We start from the raw sequence: 20,886 nt of genomic DNA, 5'->3' as shown, positions 1-20,886 counted from the left end.
GGCTATGGCTACTGTTGCAGTGAGTCTTCCCGGTTCGAATCGCCGTCCGCGCAACCAGCCCGTGGTGGGCCGTGCTCCGTACCCGGAAATTTATTTCGTTAAGCACATTGACAACTCCCGGCTGCAGCGTGAAGTGGATCACGAGAAACGCCGGGAGTGTTTCGGTCTGCTGGCGCTGGGGACGCTGGCCTTTTTTTGCATCATGCTTTTTGCCTGGCAGCATTTTGAGTGCGTGCGTTACGGCTATCTGATTCAACAGCTCAAACAGGAGCAGGCGGAAACGGTAGAACGGAACCACGCGCTGAAAGTCCAGTTTGCCTCCTTAAGCGACCCGCAGCGGATCGATACGCTTGCCCGTTCTGAATTGGGCCTTGCGCCTCCAAATCCAAGCCAGATCATCCAGATAGGCAATCCGGCGCGGGTCAATTCCGGGCCCGCGGCTACGGAGTTTGCAGGGAACATCGGAAACCAGATTGGAAATCCCGGCGTGAGGTAAATGGTACGGCGCCCAAAGCTGAATTCAACCTCGTCAGCGGCAAGGCCGGTGGGAGCCAGGAGAGGCGTGCTCCTGGCCGGGATATTCGTGGTGTGGGTGCTGGCCATCATCCTCCGTTTGTACGACCTCCAAATTATTCAGTACGTGGAATTGCTGGCACGCGCGGACCGGCAGCAGCAGCGGACCGTGGAAATTGCTCCTAAGCGGGGAGTCATCTTCGACCGGAAGATGCATCCGCTGGCCATGAGCCTGGCAGTGGATTCGGTGTATGCGGTCCCCTCAAACATACCCGATTCGTTGATGGAGGCCAAACTGCTCGCCCCAATTCTAAATCTCGACGCGAAAGACCTGGAGGCGCGCTTCAAGGCCCATAGCTCCTTTTGTTGGGTCAAGCGGAAGATCACACCGCAGGAATCGGCCCGTATTCGTGATCTTAACTTGCAAGGGATCTATTTCCAGAAAGAGATGAAGCGGTTCTATCCCGATGGCGACCTGGCCGCCACCGTTCTGGGCTATGTGGGGCTGGATGACAACGGGTTGGGCGGAGTGGAGTACCAATACAACAAGCAGATTCGCGGACTTTCGGGCAGGGTGCTGCTGAGCACAGATGCCAAGCACCGTTCATTCCGTTCGACCGAGTGGAGCGGAGAACCGGGCAGCAACCTGATCCTGACCATCGACGACGACGTTCAGTACATTGCGGAAAGGGCGCTGGCCCTGACCGTCAACAAATACCATGCAGCCGGGGGGACCGTGATCGTACAGAACCCTTACACCGGCGAAATTCTGGCGATGGCCAACGAGCCGACTTTCAATCCAAACGAGTATCAGAAGTTTCCTCCGGCGGACCGAATTAACAGGGCGATTGGGTGGATTTACGAGCCGGGGTCCACCTTCAAGTCGGTGACGATTTCATCAGCTATTGACGAAAAGCTGGCCAGGCCAACGGAACTGATCGATTGCCAGATGGGGCAGATCCGCTTGGGCGGGCGAATCATTCATGACGATCCCGAAGCCATCCGCCACGAGCAGGGCGGCCCGCTCACCCTGAACCAGGTTTTGATGTACTCGAGCGACGTTGGCTCGGTGAAGATGGCGCTGCGTCTGGGCGAAGATCGCTTTTACCACCGCATTCTCAATTACGGGTTTGACGCGGATACGGGTATCGGTTTACCCGGCGAAGAGAACGGCCTTCTCAGGCCCGTACAGAAGTGGTGGGATGTTTCGATTGGCCAGATCGCTATCGGGCAGGGAGTCGGTGTGACGCCGCTCCAGATGACCCGCTTTTATTCCGCGATCGCAAACTATGGAGTGATGCTCCAGCCGAAAATCGTGCGCGATCTCGGCACGGCGGGCGACGAAACCCCGACACCCAGTCTCGGCCGCCGCATCATGGGCGAGCGGACCGCCGACACCATGAAAAACATGCTTGCAGGCGTAGTCGAGCACGGCACCGGAGTGGCGGCGCAGCTTGCCGGATACACTTCGGCGGGGAAGACGGGCACGGCGCAGAAAGTGGATGCCACTGGCCATTATTCCCACACGAAAGAGGTAACTTCTTTTATCGGTTTTGCTCCCGTTGACAAGCCGGCGGTAACCATTCTGGTGGTTGTCGATACACCGGTAGGAGCAATCTACGGGGCAGAAGTGGCAGCTCCGGCGTGGAAATCGATCGCAGAACAAACACTGCGTTACCTGAACGTTCCGCAAGACAAACCTTCCGATAATATTCAGATAGCTTCCCGCCGCTCCGCTGAATTTCCGGGCCAGAAACGGAGAGGAAACGCGGACAACCCTCCAATCAACTCTGAATCCGTCGGAGCTGCCACGCGCCCTGTAGAACCTGTTTCTTTTCCTTCGCAACCGCCCAGATCTTCTCAAGGCACCGCCCTCCTGGATGAAAGCCCGCTGCTCGCAGTTCCAGATTTCACGGGCATGTCGGCGCGCCGCGTGACGCAGGAGTGCCAGTCCCTGGGACTCGAGATGCAAATGTCGGGTTCCGGGCTTGCCGTCCAGCAGGACCCGCCTGCCGGCAGCAGCATACATGCCGGCAGCAGAGTATGGATTCGATTTGCTCAACAGGTTTGCTGCAGTATTTCGGGGATGTCGCATTAGCGAGGAGATAAAAAATGCCGACGCTTAATATCAGTGCCGTAGCTAACACACTGCTCGGTGGGCTTGCTGTTATTCTGGCGGTACTCTGGCTGTTTATCCATCTGACTGCTGTGCGCGACCTTCGCAAGAGCTCTCCTGGAGGGGTGCATTAGCGTGAATTGAAGGTCTCCTGGATGCTCGCCTCTGGGGCTTACGCCTGGGTCGTGGAGGACCGGCCCTCGAAAAGGCGGTCAGCTCTTTCGGAATGGTTTCGATATCGCGCGCGCGGCAAGGATGATTGGCCGAGGGCCGGCTGAGGAAACGCCGGTGCTATAATGCGAGTGAAGCATGAAATTGGGCGAGCTCCTCGAAAGAGTCCAGCCTGTCGAAACAGGGGTGGATCAGAATACCGAAGTCACCTCTCTCGCTTACGATTCGCGCCGGGTGGAGCAGGGTTCCGTTTTCTTTGCCATCGCAGGCGAAAAGGCAGACGGCCACCTGTTCATCGAGGACGCGGTCCGGCGGGGTGCGATCGCAATTGTCAGTGAGCGGGTGCCTCCTGCCGGTTTCGGCCCCAGATGGGTGCGAGTCGGGAAAATTCGGAGGGCCCTTTCGGAAGCCGCCAGAAGATTTTACGACGATCCTGACCTTAGGCTGCGGTTAATAGGCATCACGGGCACCAACGGAAAGACTACCACCGCGTATCTGCTCCACAGCATACTTGAAGCTGCGGGGACTCGGACCGGTTTGTTTGGCACCGTCGAATACCGCCTGGGTACCCGCGTCATTTCTGCTTCCAACACGACGCCTGAGTCTCTCGACCTCGCGGCTTATTTTCACGAGCTGGCCGCGGAAGGCGCGGGAGCAGCGGTCCTGGAAGTGTCATCACATGCTCTCGCCCAGGAACGGGTTTGGGGGATGCACTTTTCCGCCGCAGTATTCACCAACCTCACGCGCGATCATCTTGATTACCACCACGATTTTGAGCACTACTTTGCGGCAAAACAGAGGCTGTTTGAAGGCCTGGGAATTCCACCGCCTGAACTGGCGGTTATCAATGTGGATGACCCGTGGGGCCGCCGCCTGCTTGACATCCCGAACCCACGCCAACTGACTTACGGGCTGGAATCAAAGGCAGACGTGGGCGTCAAACGCTATTCGCAGGACCTCTCCGGGCTATCGGCAACCTTGACCACGCCGCAGGGTCAAATCGAAATTGAATCGGGATTGCTGGGCCGGGCCAATCTCAAGAATATTCTGGCCGCCACCGCAACGGCAACCGGCGTGGGAATCCCGGCTGACCAGATTCAGTCGGGCATAAGGCGTTTGGCCGCGGTGCCCGGCCGCTTTGAGAAGGTGGATGAAGGGCAGCCCTTTCTCGTGATCGTTGATTATGCCCATACCGATGACGCTCTGAAGAATGTTCTTGAGGCGGCGCGTGAGCTGACCCGAAACCGCCTGGTGGTGGTCTTTGGCTGCGGGGGAGAACGTGACCGCAGCAAGCGGCCTCTAATGGGTGAAGTTGCCGGACAACTGGCTGACCTCGCGATCCTGACCTCGGACAACCCGCGCAGCGAGGATCCCATCCTGATTATGAACGATGCCCTGGTGGGGCTGCAAAGGACCAGCGTGCCTTACATCGCCGAGGTTGACCGTGAGGCGGCCATCCAGAGGGCCCTGGCGGAGGCCCGCGAGGGTGACCTTGTGCTCCTGACGGGGAAAGGTCATGAGAAATATCAGGTTTTGAAGGACGGGGCGATTCCGTTCGACGATCGTGAAGTGGCGCGGCGGATTCTGCGCGCGATGGGCTTCCGTAAAAAGGCATAGGGCAGCCAGGAACAACAAGTCAGCCCGCCGGCACAGGTCCTGATTTTCGTGGGGCATAAGGACTGGGAACAATGTTTTTGCCGCTGGCAAAAGTGGCGGAAATCCTGGGTTCAGAGGAGCCTGTCTCTGACCATGTCATTACAGGCTGCGAGATCGATTCGCGCCGCATTAAACCAGGCCAGTTGTTTTTTGCCGTCCGCGGCCAGCGCTTTGATGGCCACGATTTCGTTGCCGCCGCCTTGGAACGCGGTGCCGCGGGCGCCGTGGTGAAGAAGGAGTTCAGGGACCAGGCGTCGTCATCGGTCCGCTCACAACTCGTTCCCGTGGCGGACCCAATCCTGGCTCTGCAAGCCCTTGCCTGCCATGTTCGACAGCAATGGGGCGGCCGCGTGATTGCCGTCACGGGAAGCATGGGCAAATCGACGACCAAGGAAATGGTTGCTGCGCTTCTGGCTACGCGGTTCCGAGTCCACAAGTCTGAAGGGAACTTCAACAATCATTTTGGAGTCCCTCTGACGTTGCTGGGATTGGAGGTTGCGCACGAAGTGGCTGTGGTGGAACTTGCGATGTCAGCACCCGGCGAGATCGCTCGCCTGGCGCAAATATCCATGCCGGACGTAGGGGTGGTGACGAACGTCGCTCCCGTCCATCTGGAGTTTTTCGACTCGATCGATTCCATCGCGAAGGCCAAAAGGGAACTGATCGAGAACCTGAGCGACCACAATGGGAGGCCCACTGCCGTTCTGAACTTCGATGATGCCCGGGTCCGGAAATTTGCCGATGACTTTGACGGCCGGGTGGTGACCTTTGGCTTGAGCGAAGGTTCCCTGTTCAGAGGAACGAGCGTCCGTCCGCATGAAGGAGGAAGCCGTTTCGTTCTCTCTGGTCCGAAGGGCGAGAGCGACTTCACCCTTCCGTTGCCCGGCGCCCACAATGTGGAGAACGCCCTCGCAGCCTTGGCAACGGCAGGCTCTTGCGGGCTGGACGTCAGCGCCCTTGGACCGGCGCTCTCGGCCTTCAAGAATTTAGCGCGGCGAAGTGAAATATTTACACTGCCCGGAAACATAACCATCCTGAACGACTGCTATAACTCCAACCCTCGTGCCATGGAACGCATGGTGGAAACACTCGCTGGATGGCAAGGCGCCGCACGCCGGATTGTGGTGGCGGGGGAAATGCTGGAGTTGGGTCCAACCTCGCCGGAATGGCACCGGCAAATCGGCAGAAAGCTCGCGGAGAGCCGTATTGACGGCCTTGTCGCCGTCCATGGAGATGCCCGATTCATCCGCGAAGGCGCGCTTGAAGCGGGATTGGATCCAGCCAGAGCGGTGTTTTTCCCAAGCGCGCAGGAGGCCGCCCCATACTGTCGCGGCCTGCTCAAGCCGGGTGATGTAGTGCTCATTAAGGGCTCCCGTGGAGTCAATCTGGAAAAGGTTACCGAATTGCTGGCGAAGTCACTTGACTTGCCTTCCGGCAATTGCCGCCAGGTTCCGGAGAGAACGGTCTGAACGAGACTCATGTTTTATTACCTTTACTCCAAATTTCATGCCCAATATCACCTGTTAAATCTTTTTCACTACATCACCTTTCGGACCGCATACGCCAGTCTGACCGCGCTGTTCCTTTCAATGTTCCTGGGCCCGTACGTCATCCGGAAGCTGAAGCAGTTCCAGATCGGGCAGTACATTCGGGAGGATGGGCCAAAAGCACATCAGGCCAAGGCCGGAACGCCTACGATGGGCGGTGTCCTCATCAACCTGTGCATCGTGATTCCTACCCTGCTTTGGGCCGATCTCAGCAATCCGTTCGTTTGGCTGGCGCTTGGAGTGACTGCGGCGTTTGCGGGTATCGGCTTCTGGGACGACTATCAAAAGCTTCGAAAACGGAACAATCTGGGGTTGACGGCCCGGACGAAATTCATGCTGCAAATTCTGATCAGTTTCATTTTTGGCATGATCCTGGTGGCGATGACGGCGTGGGGGCTTTATTCCACAGCCATCGTGTTTCCTTTCTTCAAGCGTATTCATCCCAGTTTCACCATTCAGGCCCTGCTGCACAATTCGTGGAGTTATCCTCTTGCCTTTCTGCCTTTCGTTGCCTTCGCCGTCATCATACTGGTGGGGTCGTCCAACGCCGTCAATTTGACGGACGGCCTCGACGGCCTGGCCATCGGCTGCATTGTTGTGGCTGCCTCGGCCCTGACGGTCCTGACCTACGTGTCCAGCCACGCTGTATGGTCGGCCTACCTTGACATCGAGCACTTGCCGCAGACCGCAGAATTGACGATTTTTTGCGGCGCGATGGTCGGCTCCAGCCTTGGCTTCCTCTGGTACAACGCGTACCCAGCCGAGATCTTTATGGGCGATGTTGGCTCGCTCTCGCTGGGAGGTGCGGTGGCCGCAGTGGCCGTCATCATTAAACAGGAACTTCTGCTGCCGTTTATCGGCGGCATCTTCGTGATTGAGGCCCTTTCGGTCATTCTACAAGTGGGATCGTATAAGCTCCGCCGGAAGCGAGTGTTCAGGATGGCGCCCTTGCACCACCACTTTGAGCTACAGGGCTGGAAAGAGTCGAAAATTATTGCGCGTTTCTGGATCGCAGCGCTTATCTGCGCCCTGTTTGCGCTGACAACTCTGAAGCTCCGGTAGTCTGCAAAAACCGTTGACGCAAGGAGTTTATGCGCATAAAATGCGCGTAAATAATCGATGGGAAGACCAAAGTCGTTCCGCAATCCGACACGAGTGAGCCTGACGCTGGACCGTAAAACGCTGCAAACCGCCCGGCGCCTGGCGCGTCAGCGGCGAAGGTCCCTTTCGGTTGTGGTATCCGAAATACTTGACACTCACTTCCGCTCGAACGGTCATGGGCGGCCAGAGAGACGTTCCTGATGGACATTCGGGGTAAGAGTGTACTGGTGGTGGGGTTGGCCCGCAGCGGGGTGGCAGCCGCACACTGGCTGAGCGACCACGGAGCGGTGGTCACCGGGACTGACCTGCGTGGCCCTGAGGCATTTCCAACAGTTGTTCCGGAACTGCTTAACCGGCACATCGGCCTCGAACTTGGACCGCCTCGGGAATCGACTTTTCTCCGGCAGGACCTTATCGTCGTAAGCCCCGGCGTGCCGGCTGACCTTCCGGTCCTGAACCTGGCGAGGCAGAAGGGAATCCCGGTGGTTCCCGAAATTGAACTGGCTGGTTGGTTTCTCAAAGGTCGCCTGGCGGGCATTACGGGTACCAACGGCAAGACCACCACCGCGACGTTGCTCGGAAGGATGCTGGAAGCGTCGGGCCTTTCCACTTTTGTAGGCGGAAACATTGGCGTGCCCCTGCTTTCGGCAGTTGATCTTGACCCTCCACCATCCATAATAGTGTCAGAATTGAGCAGCTTTCAGCTTGAAACCATCAGCTCGTTTCGGCCGCACGTCGCCGCGCTGCTGAACTTAAGCCCGAATCATCTGGACCGACATCCGAGCTTTGAGGCGTACATCGCTGCGAAAGCCCGAATTTTCAGGAACCAGAAGCACGAAGATTACGCAATCCTGAACGCGGACGACGAAAACGTGATGAAACTGGTTCCGTCAATTCAAAGCCAGAAGGTGCTCTTCAGCCGGTGCAGGGAGCTTGCCAGCGGTGTTTTCATTTCGGCAGGGACAGTCCTTTACCGGGTGCAGAACCTGGAAGTGGGCTTGATGCGGACGAGCGACGTCCGGCTGCTAGGCGCCTTCAATTTGGAAAATGTGCTGGCTGCGTCCGCCGCCGCCTGCGTTCTGGGAGCAGAGTTCAGTTCTATCCGGAAGGCCGTCCGCGAGTTCAGCGGAGTGGAACACCGGCTGGAGTTCGTGCGCGAAATTCGGGGCGTGGACTTCTATAACGATTCCAAGGCGACGAGTGTGGATGCGGCCGCGAAGGCGCTATCAAGCTTTGAGAGAGGGGTACACCTGATTTTGGGAGGCAAGGACAAGGGTGCGCCCTATGGGCCGCTCCGGAGCTTGTTGAAGGACCGGGTCCGTGAAATTCTCGTGATTGGAGCTGCCCGGAAACAAATCGTAAGCGACCTGGCCGGCGCAGTGGAGATTGTTGAAGCCGGCGATCTGGAAACGGCAGTGAGGACGGCGGCTGAGCGCGCAAGGCCCGGTGACGTTGTGCTGCTGGCTCCCGCCTGTTCCAGCTTCGATCAGTTTGAGAATTTCGAACATCGCGGGCGGGTATTCAAGGAACTGGTCCAACGGCTGGCAGAGGAGAGCTCAAGGAGAAGCAGCGCCCGTGCAGTGCTTCAGGCGCAGGTCATTCCCGATCGCGCCGTTCCGCGTCCCGCGGCGTCTGCAGCGCTGCCGGCAGACCCGCTTGTGGCGAAGGCATTCGAAAAACCTGTGGCCGAGCAGGAGCCGATTCGCGACCAGGAAGCTCCCGTTTCCGCCCAGCCTGAGCGCCTGGTGCTGACCTCCCCTCGAGAACTGGAATACGTTTTCGAAGTGAGTGCTGAGGAAGGGTCCGCGCGAAGCTCAAGGGACCCAGAAGAAGCGATGGATGATTTCGTGCTGAGTGCGGACGACCTGACGCAGCTCGAGGCGGTCGAAGACGAGGCGTTTGCATATGAGGTCCGCCCCGAAGCCGCGATGGGTGGCGGAAGTTCGAATAACACGCAAGAAGCATCCGCCAGGGTCAATCGTGCCAGGCGATCGCGGCCTAAGGAGAGCTAGCGGCTGATGGCGAAGCAACTCCAGACTGACAAGGTGCTGTTCGGGACGGTGGTGGTCCTGCTCCTGTTCGGGCTCGTTATGGTGTTCAGCGCTTCTGCAGTGATTGCGCAGGAAGGCTTTGGCTCAAGCTACCACTTTCTTTCCCGCCAGGCGTTCTGTGCGATTGTCGGACTGGTTCTGATGGTGGTCATGATGAATTTCGATTATCGGCGTCTGGCCAATCCCGCCGTCATCTTCCCCGCGCTTGCCATCCAGGTCCTGTTGCTTTTGGCGGCGATGTTCCAGTCGCCGGTGCATAACACCCACCGGTGGGTACACCTGGGCTCAGCGATGGTCCAGCCTTCCGAATTGTCAAAAATCATCATCATCATTTTCCTCGCGTATTTCCTCGAGATGCGTAAGGGTGAGATTGAGGACTGGCAGCGCACCTTGCTGCCGATCGGTCTGGTGGTAGGCACCACTGCTCTGCTGATCCTGAAGGAACCCGATTTTGGGACCACCCTGGCGCTTTGCATGGTTGTGGCCGCCATGCTTTTCGTCGCGGGGCTGCGTCTGGTTTATTTCGGTTATGCCATGCTGGCAGCGTTCCCCATGCTGATTCTGCTGATTTTCGATACCAGTTACCGGGCGAAACGAATCACCGCGTTCCTGCATCCCTACTCCGACCCGCTGGGTACGGGCTTTCAGATCATCCAATCTTACATTGCAGTGGGGACAGGCGGAATTTCCGGCATGGGCCTGATGGAAGGCAAGGAGAAACTCTTTTTCCTGCCGGAGCCGCAAAATGACTTTATTTTCGCCGTCATCAGCGAAGAGCTTGGCTTTATCGGGGCCGTGTTGGTTATCGCGTTATTCTGCGTGATCTTGTGGCGGGGGTTGCGGGCGGCCGCGCGCTGTTCAAACGATTTTGGGCGACTGCTGGCCGTGGGAATCACCGTGATGGTTGTTGGCCAGGCGCTCGTGAACATCAGCGTCGTGGTTGGGCTTCTTCCCACCAAGGGAATTCCTCTGCCGTTGATCAGTTACGGAGGATCGTCGTTGGTAATGACTCTTTTGGCCATCGGGATCCTTCTGAACATATCGCAAAACACGAGCTAGTAGAGCAGGTTTTCAGGAACAGGACCTTGAATGCACGCCCAGAGTGAATTAATGCTCGATGAGGAGCAGCCACGGGAACCAGCAACCAGGCCGGCGCCGCGTCGCCAGATACGTGTGCTCATGGCAGCGGGCGGGACCGGCGGTCACATTTTCCCGGCGCTGGCGGTGGCCGATGAACTGCGTCGGCGGTCGGAGTCTGCGGGTCCCAGGCCCGTATGTTACGAGACCGTGTTTTTGGGGACAGGCCGGGGACTCGAATTGCACATCATTCCTCGGGCAGGCTATCGGCTGGAAAAGGTCTATGCCGCCGGCCTGAAGGGTATTTCAGGGCGGAAGCGGCTTCTGAATGCGGCCAGGCTTCCGCGAAGCGCTTTTGAAACTGCAAGGCTGCTCTACCGGCTCCGGCCTGGCGTGGTGGTAGGGATTGGCGGTTACGTTTCCGGCCCGGTGATGGTGGAGTCGGCGCTCGCTGGAATTCCAACGCTTCTGTACGAGCCGAATGTGGTCCCAGGATTTACAAACCGGGTTTTGGCGCCCGTGGTGCGGCTGGCTGCCGTGGGTTTTGAACAGTCTCTTGCCACCTACGGTTCGAAAGGACGGGTGACTGGGCATCCTGTTCGCCAGGAGTTTTATAGGGTTGCGCCGAAGCTTCACAAGCCTCCCTACACGGTGCTGATTGTGGGGGGAAGCCAGGGAGCCAGGGCGTTGAACCAGTGCATGATGGAGAGTCTGCCTTTATTCAGGTCGAAAGCCGAGCCCCCCAGTTTTATTCATCAGACAGGCGAGGCAGATTATAATGCTGTGGAGGCTGCTTACGGCGATCATTGGGCGGGGTCCTATGTATGTGCCTTTATTGATAATATTGCGGGAGCTTTTTCGCGGGCTGACCTGGTTGTTTGCCGCGCCGGCGCGGCCACAGTGGCTGAACTGGCTGCCGCCGGAAAGGCGTCCATTTTGGTTCCTTACCCCTCCGCCACAGACCAGCACCAGTTGCACAACGCCATGGCCCTTGAACATGCCGGAGCCGCCTGCGTGATCGAGCAGAAAGACCTGGACCCCGTCCGGCTGGTGGATTGCGTCATGAGTTTGCTCGGCGACCCGGGCAAGCTGGCCCGAATGGAACAGCGGGCGAAGACCCTGGCAAATCCCCAGGCAGCGTCTCGTATCGCAGATTTAATCGAAGAGCTGTGCCGCAAACCTCAGGCCGGCGGGACGAAATCAGGGAGCTAGCGATGCTTGGAAAGGTCCGAAAAATCCACTTTGTTGGCGTTGGCGGCATTGGAATGAGCGGGCTTGCCGAAGTGCTGCTCAATCTGGGCTTTGATGTGTCAGGCTCAGACATTAAGCAGAGCCCTGTAACAGACCGCCTGGCCCAACTCGGAGCGCGCATATCGAACCGGCACGCTGCAGAGAATATTGGCGATGCTGAAGTGGTGGTGGTTTCGTCCGCCGTGCCGGTGATGAACCCCGAGATCATCGAGGCGGCCCACCGGAAGGTCCCCGTGATTCCCCGCGCTGAGATGCTGGCGGAATTGATGCGCCTGAAGTTTTGTGTGGCAGTTGCCGGCTCGCACGGAAAGACCACGGTGACTTCCATGGTGGCCGTGATGCTGTCAGAGAACGGATTGGATCCCACGGCCGTCATTGGCGGAAGGCTGGATGTGTTCGGTTCCAGCGCACGGCTGGGGAAAAGCGAGTTGATGGTGGTGGAGGCTGATGAAAGTGACCGCTCCTTTCTCTACCTGCTGCCGACCATTGCCGTCGTCACCAACATCGACCGTGAGCACCTGGACCATTACGGCGACCTGGGAGAGATCCAGGAGTCGTTTGTGTCTTTCATGAACAAGGTCCCCTTTTACGGAGCGGTGATTGCGTGTGTGGACCCGCCCTGGCGCACATCCATGCAGGCGGTGCTGCCCCGGTTGCGAAGGCGCGTGGTGACTTATGGCATACAGTCGGGCGCTGACGTCACGGCTCGCGACCTGGAATTGAGGGCGGGCGGGTCAAACTTTGAGGTTGCGGTGGACGGGCAGTCGATCGGGCCCTTCAGTGTCAATATCCCCGGCCGTCACAACGTGCAGAATGCGCTTGCTGCCATTGCAGTGGGGCGGGAGCTTGATCTTGATCCGAAACAAATTCAGGCAGGGTTGCATTCTTTTCACGGGGCTGACCGCCGCTTCCAGGTCAAAGCGGAAGCAAATGGAATCACGATTGTTGACGACTACGGCCATCATCCGACAGAAATCAGCGCCACGCTTGAGGCCGCCCGGCTGCGCGGGGCGCGCCGGATCCGGGTGGTCTTCCAGCCTCATCGGTTTTCCCGAACGAAATTCCTGATGGACGATTTTGCCCGCTGCTTCGATGGCTGTGATCGCGTCTACTTTCTGGACATCTATCCTGCGAGCGAGGCGCCGATTCCCGGCATCACTTCGCAGCGCCTGGTGGACAGAATGTCCGAGCTTGGCTATACGCGCGCTCGTTACGTCGCCTCGGAATCTGCTGTGACCAGTGAGATCCTTGCGGACCTCCACCCAGGCGACCTGGTGCTGACGATCGGGGCCGGCACTGTGTGGCGGATTGCAGAAGCGCTGTCGAAGGCGGTCAACGAGGGTGTCGAGCATCCCGGCACGGTGAAGACATAGTGTCTCCGAGAGGCTGAAGCCCGTGGGTAATATGCTCAATCAGGAACCAGGCTGACGCGGCAGCGTCCCTGTTATTTTCCAGGACCTGTTTTCCGCGGCAGATGGCGGGACCAGTGGATTTGCTCCTTATTCTGTGATCGGTCGACCAGGCCCAGAGCTTTGGGAAATGGGCCGTGATAAAAAGGTTGACCCTGTTGGGGATGGACCGCGACGAGGTGTCCGGCAAAATGGAACCTTCTTCCGAAGCGCCTTACATGCGCCGCTCCCGCGCTGTAGCGGTGCGGCAAACCAGGGTCCCTCGTGGTATCCGCCGGCTGGTGTGGTGGTCCGGGGTCATCCTCTTTGTCCTTATGCCGGTAGGGATTGGTGGATATTTGCTTGGAACCTATCTTCTGAACTCCCCGCGCTTCCAGTTGAGATCGGGCGCAGACGTAGTGGTTAGAGGCAACCACTATGTCTCCAGGGAGGAGGTCCTGGCGGCGCTGGACATTCAGGCCGACGCCGGCAGCAGGAGTAATGTTTTCAGAAGTTCGCTGGCACGCCGGGAAAAACAGGTCGAATCGATTCCATGGGTGCGCTCTGCGACGGTAGTTCGTTCTTATCCTCACGGCCTGGCGGTCTACGTTGCTGAGCGCGTCCCAGTCGCTTTTGTCAATGTGGGTGGCCAGATCAAGATGGTTGACCAGCAGGGGGTGCTGCTGGAAGCCCCCGAAAAGGGCCGCTTTGACTTTCCCATTGTCAAAGGCCTGGACTTCCGCGGGGATGCGGCCGACCGCATCGAGCGACTGGACCTTTACAGCCATTTCATGGGCGAAACCTCCGGAAAGGTGTCGAGTTTCGGATGGGCCATCTCTGAAGTCGATTTAAGCGATGCAAGCAATCTCAAGGCGCTTCTGGTTCAAGGCGGCCAGACGCTTCTGGTGTATTTCGGAAACGCCGGCTTTCTGGAGCGGTTTAAGAACCTGATGGCGGTGCTCCCGCAGCTTCGCAGGACGAACGCAGGAATTGATTCTGTTGACTTGCGTTTTCGAGATCAGGTGGTCGTGAACCCTGCGGGGCGGGATTCCGGGGGTAACGCTTCCAGTAATTCGAAGGGAATCTAAAGACGCTTGGCGCACAAAGAACAGGCATTGATTGGCCTTGATCTCGGAAGCAGCAAGACCTGTGCCATGGTTTGTTACCCCACTGACACCGGGAAACTTGAGGTGACGGGCCTGGGGATAGCAGAGTCCAAAGGCTGGCACAAAGGCCTGATTGTTAATCTGGACGCGGCCGTTCTGTCGATCAAGAAAGCCGTAGATGCGGCGGAATCGGCCGCAGGTGTCCCCGTCGATATCGCCTACGTCGGTGTCGGCGGATCGCACATTCGAGGCGTCAATTCGCGCGGCGGAGTCACCATTGCCAATCGCGGGCATGGCGTTGGACGGGAAGACATCCGCCAGGTGATTCGCGCGGCGCAGGGCATTGCCATCCCGGCGGACCGCGAGCTGCTGCACGTTTTGCCGCAGGAGTTCCTGCTGGATTCCCAGGACGGCATCCGGGACCCGCTGGGAATGGTGGGTTCGCATCTGGAGGCCAATGTCCATGTGGTGACGGCTTCCACGCTGGCCTGGCAAAACGTGGTGACTGCGGTGAACCGCGCGGGCATTGAAGTTCCCGACAGCGGGACAGTTTTTGAGCCGCTGGCCTGCGCTGAAACCTGCCTGACCACTGACGACCGCGAACTGGGAGTCGCGCTGGTTGACCTGGGCGCGGGTTCTTCGGACCTGATCGTCTACCATCATGGCAGCGTCCGGCTGACGGCGTCGATTCCGGTTGGCGGCGAGCACTTCACGAACGACATTGCCGTGGGCCTCAGGACCCCGGTGCCTGAGGCGGAGAAAATCAAGCGGCTGTGGGGCAGGCAAAACTCGGGAATGGGAGAATCCGCAGCCCTGGAAGTTCCGGGCGTGGGCGACCGTCCTGCCCGGATTGTAAACTACGCGCGCCTGCGAGAGATCATCGAGCCGCGCGCTATCGAGTTGCTGGAGTTGATCAAGGCCGAGATTGAACCGGTTGACCGTGAGAACCAGCTTGGCGCCGGCGTCGTGTTGACCGGTGGCGGAGCCAAACTGGGCGGGTTTGTTTCGCTCGCTGAAGGCATACTGGAGTTGCCGGTCCGTGTGGGGCATCCGATGAATATGGAGAGTTCGGAGGAAGTGCTGCCTGATCCGTCCTATGCAACGGTCGTAGGGCTTGTCAGTTACGGCAAGCGGATGCGGCTGCTGCAGGACCGCCAAAACAAGGGCTTGATGGGAAAGCTTTGGGGAGTTTTGCGGGGCCCGGGAAATTGACAAATTTTCGTGAATGCCTGATCGTTTAGCTTTGGGAGAGATTATGGCAAACAATACACCTGCCGAAGAATTGCGGGTCGATTTTTCCGACAACATGCAGCGCGGCGCCAAAATCAAGGTGCTGGGCGTGGGCGGCGGCGGCGGTAATGCCGTCAATCGAATGATCGCCGCCAACGTCGAAGGCGTCGAGTTCATGGTGGCGAACACCGATCTCCAGGCCCTCGAGCTGTCGAAGGCGCCGCTCAAAATCCAGCTCGGCGCAAAACTGACCAAGGGCCTGGGGGCCGGCGCCAATCCTGACGTTGGCCGGGCTGCAGCGCTCGAAGACAGCGACAAGATTGTGGAAGCCCTCGAGGGAGCAGATATGGTGTTTGTGACGGCTGGCCTCGGAGGCGGCACGGGCACGGGTGGCGCTCCCATCGTGGCCAGCCTGGCTCGCGAGCTCGGCGCGCTCACCGTCGGCGTCGTCACAAAGCCTTTTGCCTTTGAAGGCCGGCGCAGAATGGCCCAGGCTGAATATGGGCTTTCGGAATTAGGCCAGGCGGTGGACACCGTCATCTGCATCCCGAATGAGCGGTTGATGGAATTCGTGGACAAAGGGACGAGCTTCTTTGAGGCATTCCGCATCGCGGATGACATCCTTCGCCAGGGCGTCCAGGGCATTTCAGACATCATCACCATCACCGGCATCATCAACCGCGACTTTGCCGACATCAAGACGATCATGGAAGGCATGGGATACGCGGTGATGGGCACGGCTGTCGGGCGGGGCCACAATCGTGCCATCGACGCCACGAACATGGCGATTGCCAGTCCTCTGCTGGAGGACGCCTCCATCAACGGCGCGCATGGCATTCTGCTGAACATCACGGGCTCGAGCGCGCTGACGCTGCACGAGGTGCATGAGGCTTCCAGCATCGTCCAGCAGGCTGCTGCCGACAATGCGAACATCATCTTTGGGGCGGTCCTTGACGAATCCATGGAAGACGCCGTCAAGGTGACCGTGATTGCCACCGGCATCAAATCAGAGGCGATGGGCATCAAGCCGATGGCAGGCGTTTCGCCCGCGGTGCGGAGCGCGCAGGAAAGCGTGAAGTTGCGGCGCGAGAGGATTGCGGCCGGCCCGGAGGAACAGCCGGAGGGAAAACCGCGCTCGGAGATTTCGCCGGACGACCTTGACGTTCCGGCCTTCATGCGCCGCCCGCTGAAAACTGAGAGGCAGTAGCGCCAGACTGGCTTGCGGCCTGAGAATATCGGCCCGCCGGCAGGCAGGCTGGGGCATCCTTCCACTTTCCTGCTACACTGCAATCTTAACTGCTCCGGCAGTCCAGCGGCTGGTTCAGGCGCCGTATTCGCATGAAACCTTCCCCTTCTGATCTTGAGGCGGCCTACTCGGCGTGCCGCAGGCTGGCGCGCCGCCACTATGAGAATTTCCCCGTCGCCTCGCTGCTGGTTCCCAGGGACAAGAGAGATGCGCTGGCTGCCATTTATGCTTTTGCGCGCTCGGCCGACGACTTTGCCGATGAGCCGGGCATTGAAGGGCGCCTGGAGAAGCTGGCAGACTGGCGCGGCAGGCTGTACGCGTGCGTCGAGGGCGGACCCGACCATCCGACATTCCTGGCGCTCGGCGACACGATCCGCAGGTATCGCTTGAGCGTGAGCAGCCTTGACAATCTGATTCGGGCGTTCGAATTGGACGTTACCACCAGCCGCCACCAGAACTTTGAGTCGCTTCTGCATTACAGCTCATACTCCGCCAATCCTGTGGGACGGCTGATGCTGGAGCTGTTCGACCATCGCGACGCCGAAATTTTTGCCCTTTCGGACAACATCTGCACCGCGCTGCAACTGACGAATTTCTGGCAGGACGTACGGACCGATCTCGAGCGCGACCGCGTGTACCTTCCGCTGGATGATCTCGCCCGCTATGAACTTTCCGTGGACATCCTCAAGCGATGGAAGCTGGAAACCGGCGCGCAGCCGGACTCCGGACTCGAGGAACGATGGCGCGGCGTGATGGCGCTTGAAGCCCAACGCACCTGGCAACTGTTCGTGAACGGCAAGCCGCTGCCCGAACGCGTGGTTCCGCAGCTTCGGCGGCAGCTTCGCCTCACCTGGCTTACGGGCACTACAATCCTGGAGAGAGTTGAGGCCGTTGACTATGACGTTTTTCGCCGCCGGCCCAAACTGAAACTCCTCGATTTCGTCCGGCTTTACTTTAAGGCCCGGCGCCCCTTCACGCCTGAAGCTGCGGCAGGCCGTATGGGCGTTGCCGCCGGGCCGGGACGGCAACGATGATGCGCCTCGCAGCCGGCGCATTGAATCGGGCTGGCAGAAAGCTTCGAGCGAATCTCGTGACGGTTTATGCCTGAAGACGTTCTGATCATCGGTGGCGGCCTGGCGGGTCTGGCCGCGGGAGTGGCGCTGGCTGAGGCCGGCTGCCGCGTCCGCCTGCTCGAGCAGAAGCCGTATCTCGGCGGGCGTGCGCGCTCCTTCCGTGACGCGGCCACGGGTTCCGTTGTTGATAACGGCCAGCACCTCTTCATGGGCTGCTATCACGCCACGCTGAGGTTTCTTGACGCCATCGGCACTGCCCATACGGTCACCTTTGATCCGCAACTCCGCGTCCGCTTTCTGGATTCGAACCAGAAGCTCACCGAGCTCCGCTGCCCCGCGTTTTCCGCTCCCTGGCATCTGCTGACCGGCGTGTGTCTCTCCGACAGTTTCACCTTCGGCGAAAAGATGGACGTTTTGCGGCTGGGCAGGGCGCTTCGCTCCGCCAAAGACAAGGCGGAGAGCACCGGCGTTCTGGAACACATGACGGTTGAAGAATGGCTGTCGGCGCTGGGGCAGCGGGAAACTTTGCGCCGCAACTTTTGGGACCTGCTGTGCATTGCCGCCATGAATGAAGATCCGGAAATCACCTCGGCTCTCCTGTTCCGACGTGTTTTGCGGCTGGCGTTGTTCAGCTCGCCGCTCGACTCGCGCCTGGGAGTTCCGCGCAAGGGACTGAGCGATTGTTATACCGACGCGGCGGCGGGCGCGATCGCCAGCCGCGGAGGCAGCGTTGAGTTGCGGCGCGACGTGCGGGCGCTGCTGATTTCAGACGGCGTGTGTCATGGCGTCAAGCTGGCTGACGGCGACGCCATCGAGGCGCCCACTGTACTCAGCGCGGTGCCGTGGCATGTCCTGCCCGGCCTGCTTCCGGCAGAAACGGTGAAATCCGAGCCTGTCTTTTCACGCATCCTCGATCTGCGTCCCGCTCCCATCATCTCCATTTATCTCTGGTTCGATCGCGCCGTGACCGACCTGGAGTTTGTGGGCTTGCGCGGCACAACCATCCAGTGGCTCTTCAACAAGGGCCGCATCCTGGGGAGCGGCGAAAACTACGTGTCGCTGGTTTTGAGCGGCGCGCACGATCATGTTGCGCGGTCGAAAGAAAACCTGCTGAGCACGGCCCTCAGTGAACTCCGGAACCTGCTGCCGGGCGCGCGTGACGCCAGACTGACGCATTCCCTGGTGATCAAGGAGCGATTTGCAACCTTCTCGCCTTGCGTGAGAGTGGACGGGTTGCGGCCACCGGCGGTAACGCCGGTTCGCGGGCTTTATCTTGCCGGGGACTGGACAGACACCGGTCTGCCCGCCACCATCGAGGGGGCCGTCCAAAGCGGCTATACTGCCGCCGAAGCTATTCTGCATTCCAACTGAGGTTACACCTTGCCAGCCACCGCGGCCCGGCGGTTTTCGTACAGCGGGAACTCCTCGGTGAGCGCGTGCACTTCCTTTCGGACGCGCGCCAGCAGAGCTTCATTTTCCAGGTCGGCCAGCACGTCGGCAATCCAGCCGCCGATCTTGCGCATCTCCGCTTCCTTCATGCCGCGCGTGGTGACGGCGGGCGTTCCCACGCGGATGCCGCTGGCCACCATGGGCGGATTGGGATCAAACGGAATGGCGTTCTTGTTGACGGTGATGCCGGCCTGCTCGAGCGCCTTTTCCGCCTGCTTGCCGGTGACGTTCTTTGAAAAAACGTCCACCAGCATCAGGTGATTGTCCGTGCCGCCGGAGACAATGCGGAATCCCCTGGCAGCGATGGCCTCGCACAGCACGCGGGCGTTATCCACAATCTGCTTCTGATATTCGCGGAAGGCGGGCTGCAACGCTTCCTCGAAGCAGACGGCCTTGGCGGCGATCACGTGCATGAGCGGGCCTCCCTGGATGCCGGGAAAGATGGTCTTGTCGAGCGCCTTGGCAAACTCGGCCTTGCAGAACGTGGCGCCGCCGCGCGGGCCGCGAAGCGTCTTGTGGGTGGTGGTGGTGACAAAGTCAGCGTGCGGAAAGGGACTGGGATGCAGGCCCGCCGCGATGAGGCCGGCGATGTGGGCCATGTCCACCATCAGCAGCGCGCCGGATTTTTTGGCAATTCCACTGAAGCGCGCGAAATCAATAATGCGCGGATAGGCGCTGGCGCCGGCTACAATCAGTTTTGGCTTGTGCTCCATGGCGAGCTGTTCAAGCTCTTCATAGTCGATGGTCTCCGTGTCCTTCCTCACACCGTAAGGGATGATGTTGTACATCTTGCCGGAGAAGTTCAGCGGATGGCCGTGCGTCAGGTGCCCTCCGTGCGCGAGATTCATACCCAGCAGCGTGTCTCCAGGATTCAGCACCGTCATGTAAACAGCCTGATTGGCCTGCGCGCCGGAATGCGGCTGCACGTTCACGTGGTCAGCGTTGAACAGCTTCCTGGCGCGCTCAATCGCCAGCGTCTCGGCCACGTCCACAAACTCGCAGCCGCCGTAGTAGCGCTTGCCTGGCAGACCCTCGGCGTACTTGTTGGTCAGCACGGAGCCGAGCGCCTCGAGCACCGCCTCGCTCACAAAATTCTCGGAGGCAATCAGCTCCAGCGTGGCGGCCTGCCGGCCGACCTCGTGGTCAATGGCCCGCGCAACTTCCGGGTCGACCTCGCTGAGGGGACGGGTGCGATCATTCTGGGTCATGATTTTTCTCCAGCCTTTAAGGATGTGGTTTGCGAGGCTTCTTCAGAATGCACTGGGAGCGAACTTCCCTGAACCAACATTCTATCGGAGGAGCGCAGGCTTGGCAATTACCCTCCCGCTCCAATTGGACGTTTGAAGCCGCAGCGGTGTTGCCGCTGAAGGCGCATTCTCGCAAAAGCGCAAAGCCGCGGAGGCCACAGTGATTATCGAATAAATTCCCTGATGGGCAACCGTGCGCCTGGCGAGACGATTACGCCTTTACGACCTGCTGGGCCGTCTGGCTTCGCGTTGCCCTGCGCCCTGAGAAAGACCCACGCCGGACGCCATCCTGAGTGGAAAAAGGACCCGCTTTGATTGTTGGGCGGGTGGAGTGCGCCAGCGAGCCAGAAAAAAATTTGACGTGCATTTTTCCGGCCGGCTGTGTTCGAGTAAAATGGCCCACTGCGTTTTCGGTCCGTTTTTTGACCCTCTAATGTTTTCAATGAGATCGGTAGCTTCGTTTTCCGGTTCGTTCCGGTTTGTTTTTTCCACAGCTACGTGTTTTCAACAACTTCTCCGCTTCGTTTTAGGTTCGTTTCCGGTTCGTTTTTTGGCAATTTCCCTTTGTTTTCAACAACCTCTCCGGTTCGTTTTTCAAAAAACGTGTTTTTTGTCCCATTTGCCTCAAAACCAGCGCGAAAAATGGCTTTTTGAGGACTGCAAA

General features: G+C 59.2%; 15 protein-coding genes. 14 read left to right on the top strand and 1 reads right to left on the bottom strand.

Annotated elements, in window-relative coordinates; translation table 11 throughout:
- Positions 1–4: 4 nt before the first annotated feature.
- From VFQ24_16280 to hpnE, 14 genes are all read left to right on the top strand, one after another.
- Positions 5–496 carry a septum formation initiator family protein gene (locus VFQ24_16280; GenBank protein HET9179913.1) on the top strand — a complete coding sequence of 164 codons (492 nt, stop codon included), beginning with the start codon at positions 5–7 and terminating at the stop codon, positions 494–496.
- Entirely contained in the window at positions 497–2,611 is a 2,115-nt protein-coding gene (locus VFQ24_16275) for a penicillin-binding protein (protein ID HET9179912.1), read from the top strand.
- A gap of 327 nt (positions 2,612–2,938) precedes the next feature.
- A complete protein-coding gene (locus tag VFQ24_16270; GenBank protein ID HET9179911.1) occupies positions 2,939–4,417 on the top strand; it encodes a UDP-N-acetylmuramoyl-L-alanyl-D-glutamate--2,6-diaminopimelate ligase in 1,479 nt (492 codons plus the stop codon).
- Between the two features lie 71 nt (positions 4,418–4,488).
- The gene (murF, locus tag VFQ24_16265) at positions 4,489–5,925 is read left to right on the top strand and encodes a UDP-N-acetylmuramoyl-tripeptide--D-alanyl-D-alanine ligase (protein ID HET9179910.1); all 1,437 of its coding nucleotides are present in this window, start codon (positions 4,489–4,491) and stop codon (positions 5,923–5,925) included.
- Between the two features lie 9 nt (positions 5,926–5,934).
- Entirely contained in the window at positions 5,935–7,065 is a 1,131-nt protein-coding gene (mraY, locus tag VFQ24_16260) for a phospho-N-acetylmuramoyl-pentapeptide-transferase (protein HET9179909.1), read from the top strand.
- Positions 7,066–7,304: 239 nt separating this feature from the next.
- Positions 7,305–9,116: a UDP-N-acetylmuramoyl-L-alanine--D-glutamate ligase gene (murD, locus tag VFQ24_16255; GenBank protein ID HET9179908.1), complete on the top strand. Its 1,812-nt coding sequence runs from the start codon at positions 7,305–7,307 to the stop codon at positions 9,114–9,116.
- 6 nt (positions 9,117–9,122) lie between these two features.
- On the top strand, positions 9,123–10,214 hold the full coding sequence (ftsW, locus tag VFQ24_16250) for a putative lipid II flippase FtsW (protein ID HET9179907.1): 1,092 nt from the start codon (positions 9,123–9,125) through the stop codon (positions 10,212–10,214).
- A gap of 30 nt (positions 10,215–10,244) precedes the next feature.
- Positions 10,245–11,444: an undecaprenyldiphospho-muramoylpentapeptide beta-N-acetylglucosaminyltransferase gene (murG, locus tag VFQ24_16245; GenBank protein ID HET9179906.1), complete on the top strand. Its 1,200-nt coding sequence runs from the start codon at positions 10,245–10,247 to the stop codon at positions 11,442–11,444.
- A 2-nt stretch (positions 11,445–11,446) separates the two neighbouring features.
- Positions 11,447–12,856, top strand: coding sequence for a UDP-N-acetylmuramate--L-alanine ligase (murC, locus tag VFQ24_16240; protein HET9179905.1), 1,410 nt, complete (start codon positions 11,447–11,449; stop codon positions 12,854–12,856).
- A 173-nt stretch (positions 12,857–13,029) separates the two neighbouring features.
- Positions 13,030–13,959 carry an FtsQ-type POTRA domain-containing protein gene (locus VFQ24_16235; protein HET9179904.1) on the top strand — a complete coding sequence of 310 codons (930 nt, stop codon included), beginning with the start codon at positions 13,030–13,032 and terminating at the stop codon, positions 13,957–13,959.
- A 6-nt stretch (positions 13,960–13,965) separates the two neighbouring features.
- A complete protein-coding gene (gene ftsA, locus VFQ24_16230; protein HET9179903.1) occupies positions 13,966–15,189 on the top strand; it encodes a cell division protein FtsA in 1,224 nt (407 codons plus the stop codon).
- A 43-nt stretch (positions 15,190–15,232) separates the two neighbouring features.
- Positions 15,233–16,414 (top strand): cell division protein FtsZ, encoded by a 1,182-nt coding sequence (ftsZ, locus tag VFQ24_16225; GenBank protein ID HET9179902.1) that lies wholly within the window; start codon positions 15,233–15,235, stop codon positions 16,412–16,414.
- Positions 16,415–16,545: 131 nt separating this feature from the next.
- Positions 16,546–17,487 (top strand): squalene synthase HpnC, encoded by a 942-nt coding sequence (gene hpnC / locus VFQ24_16220; GenBank protein ID HET9179901.1) that lies wholly within the window; start codon positions 16,546–16,548, stop codon positions 17,485–17,487.
- A 66-nt stretch (positions 17,488–17,553) separates the two neighbouring features.
- Positions 17,554–18,897, top strand: coding sequence for a hydroxysqualene dehydroxylase HpnE (gene hpnE, locus VFQ24_16215; GenBank protein ID HET9179900.1), 1,344 nt, complete (start codon positions 17,554–17,556; stop codon positions 18,895–18,897).
- 2 nt (positions 18,898–18,899) lie between these two features.
- Here hpnE and glyA read toward each other — a convergent pair whose 3' ends face one another.
- Positions 18,900–20,183: a serine hydroxymethyltransferase gene (glyA, locus tag VFQ24_16210; protein HET9179899.1), complete on the bottom strand. Its 1,284-nt coding sequence runs from the start codon at positions 20,181–20,183 to the stop codon at positions 18,900–18,902.
- Positions 20,184–20,886 lie beyond the last annotated feature (703 nt).

The organism is Terriglobia bacterium (genome assembly GCA_035712365.1).
Taxonomy (GTDB): Bacteria; Acidobacteriota; Terriglobia; order UBA7540; family UBA7540; genus SCRD01.
Note: the sequence above shows the minus strand (reverse complement) of the source record. Positions and strands in the feature narration are given on the sequence as shown.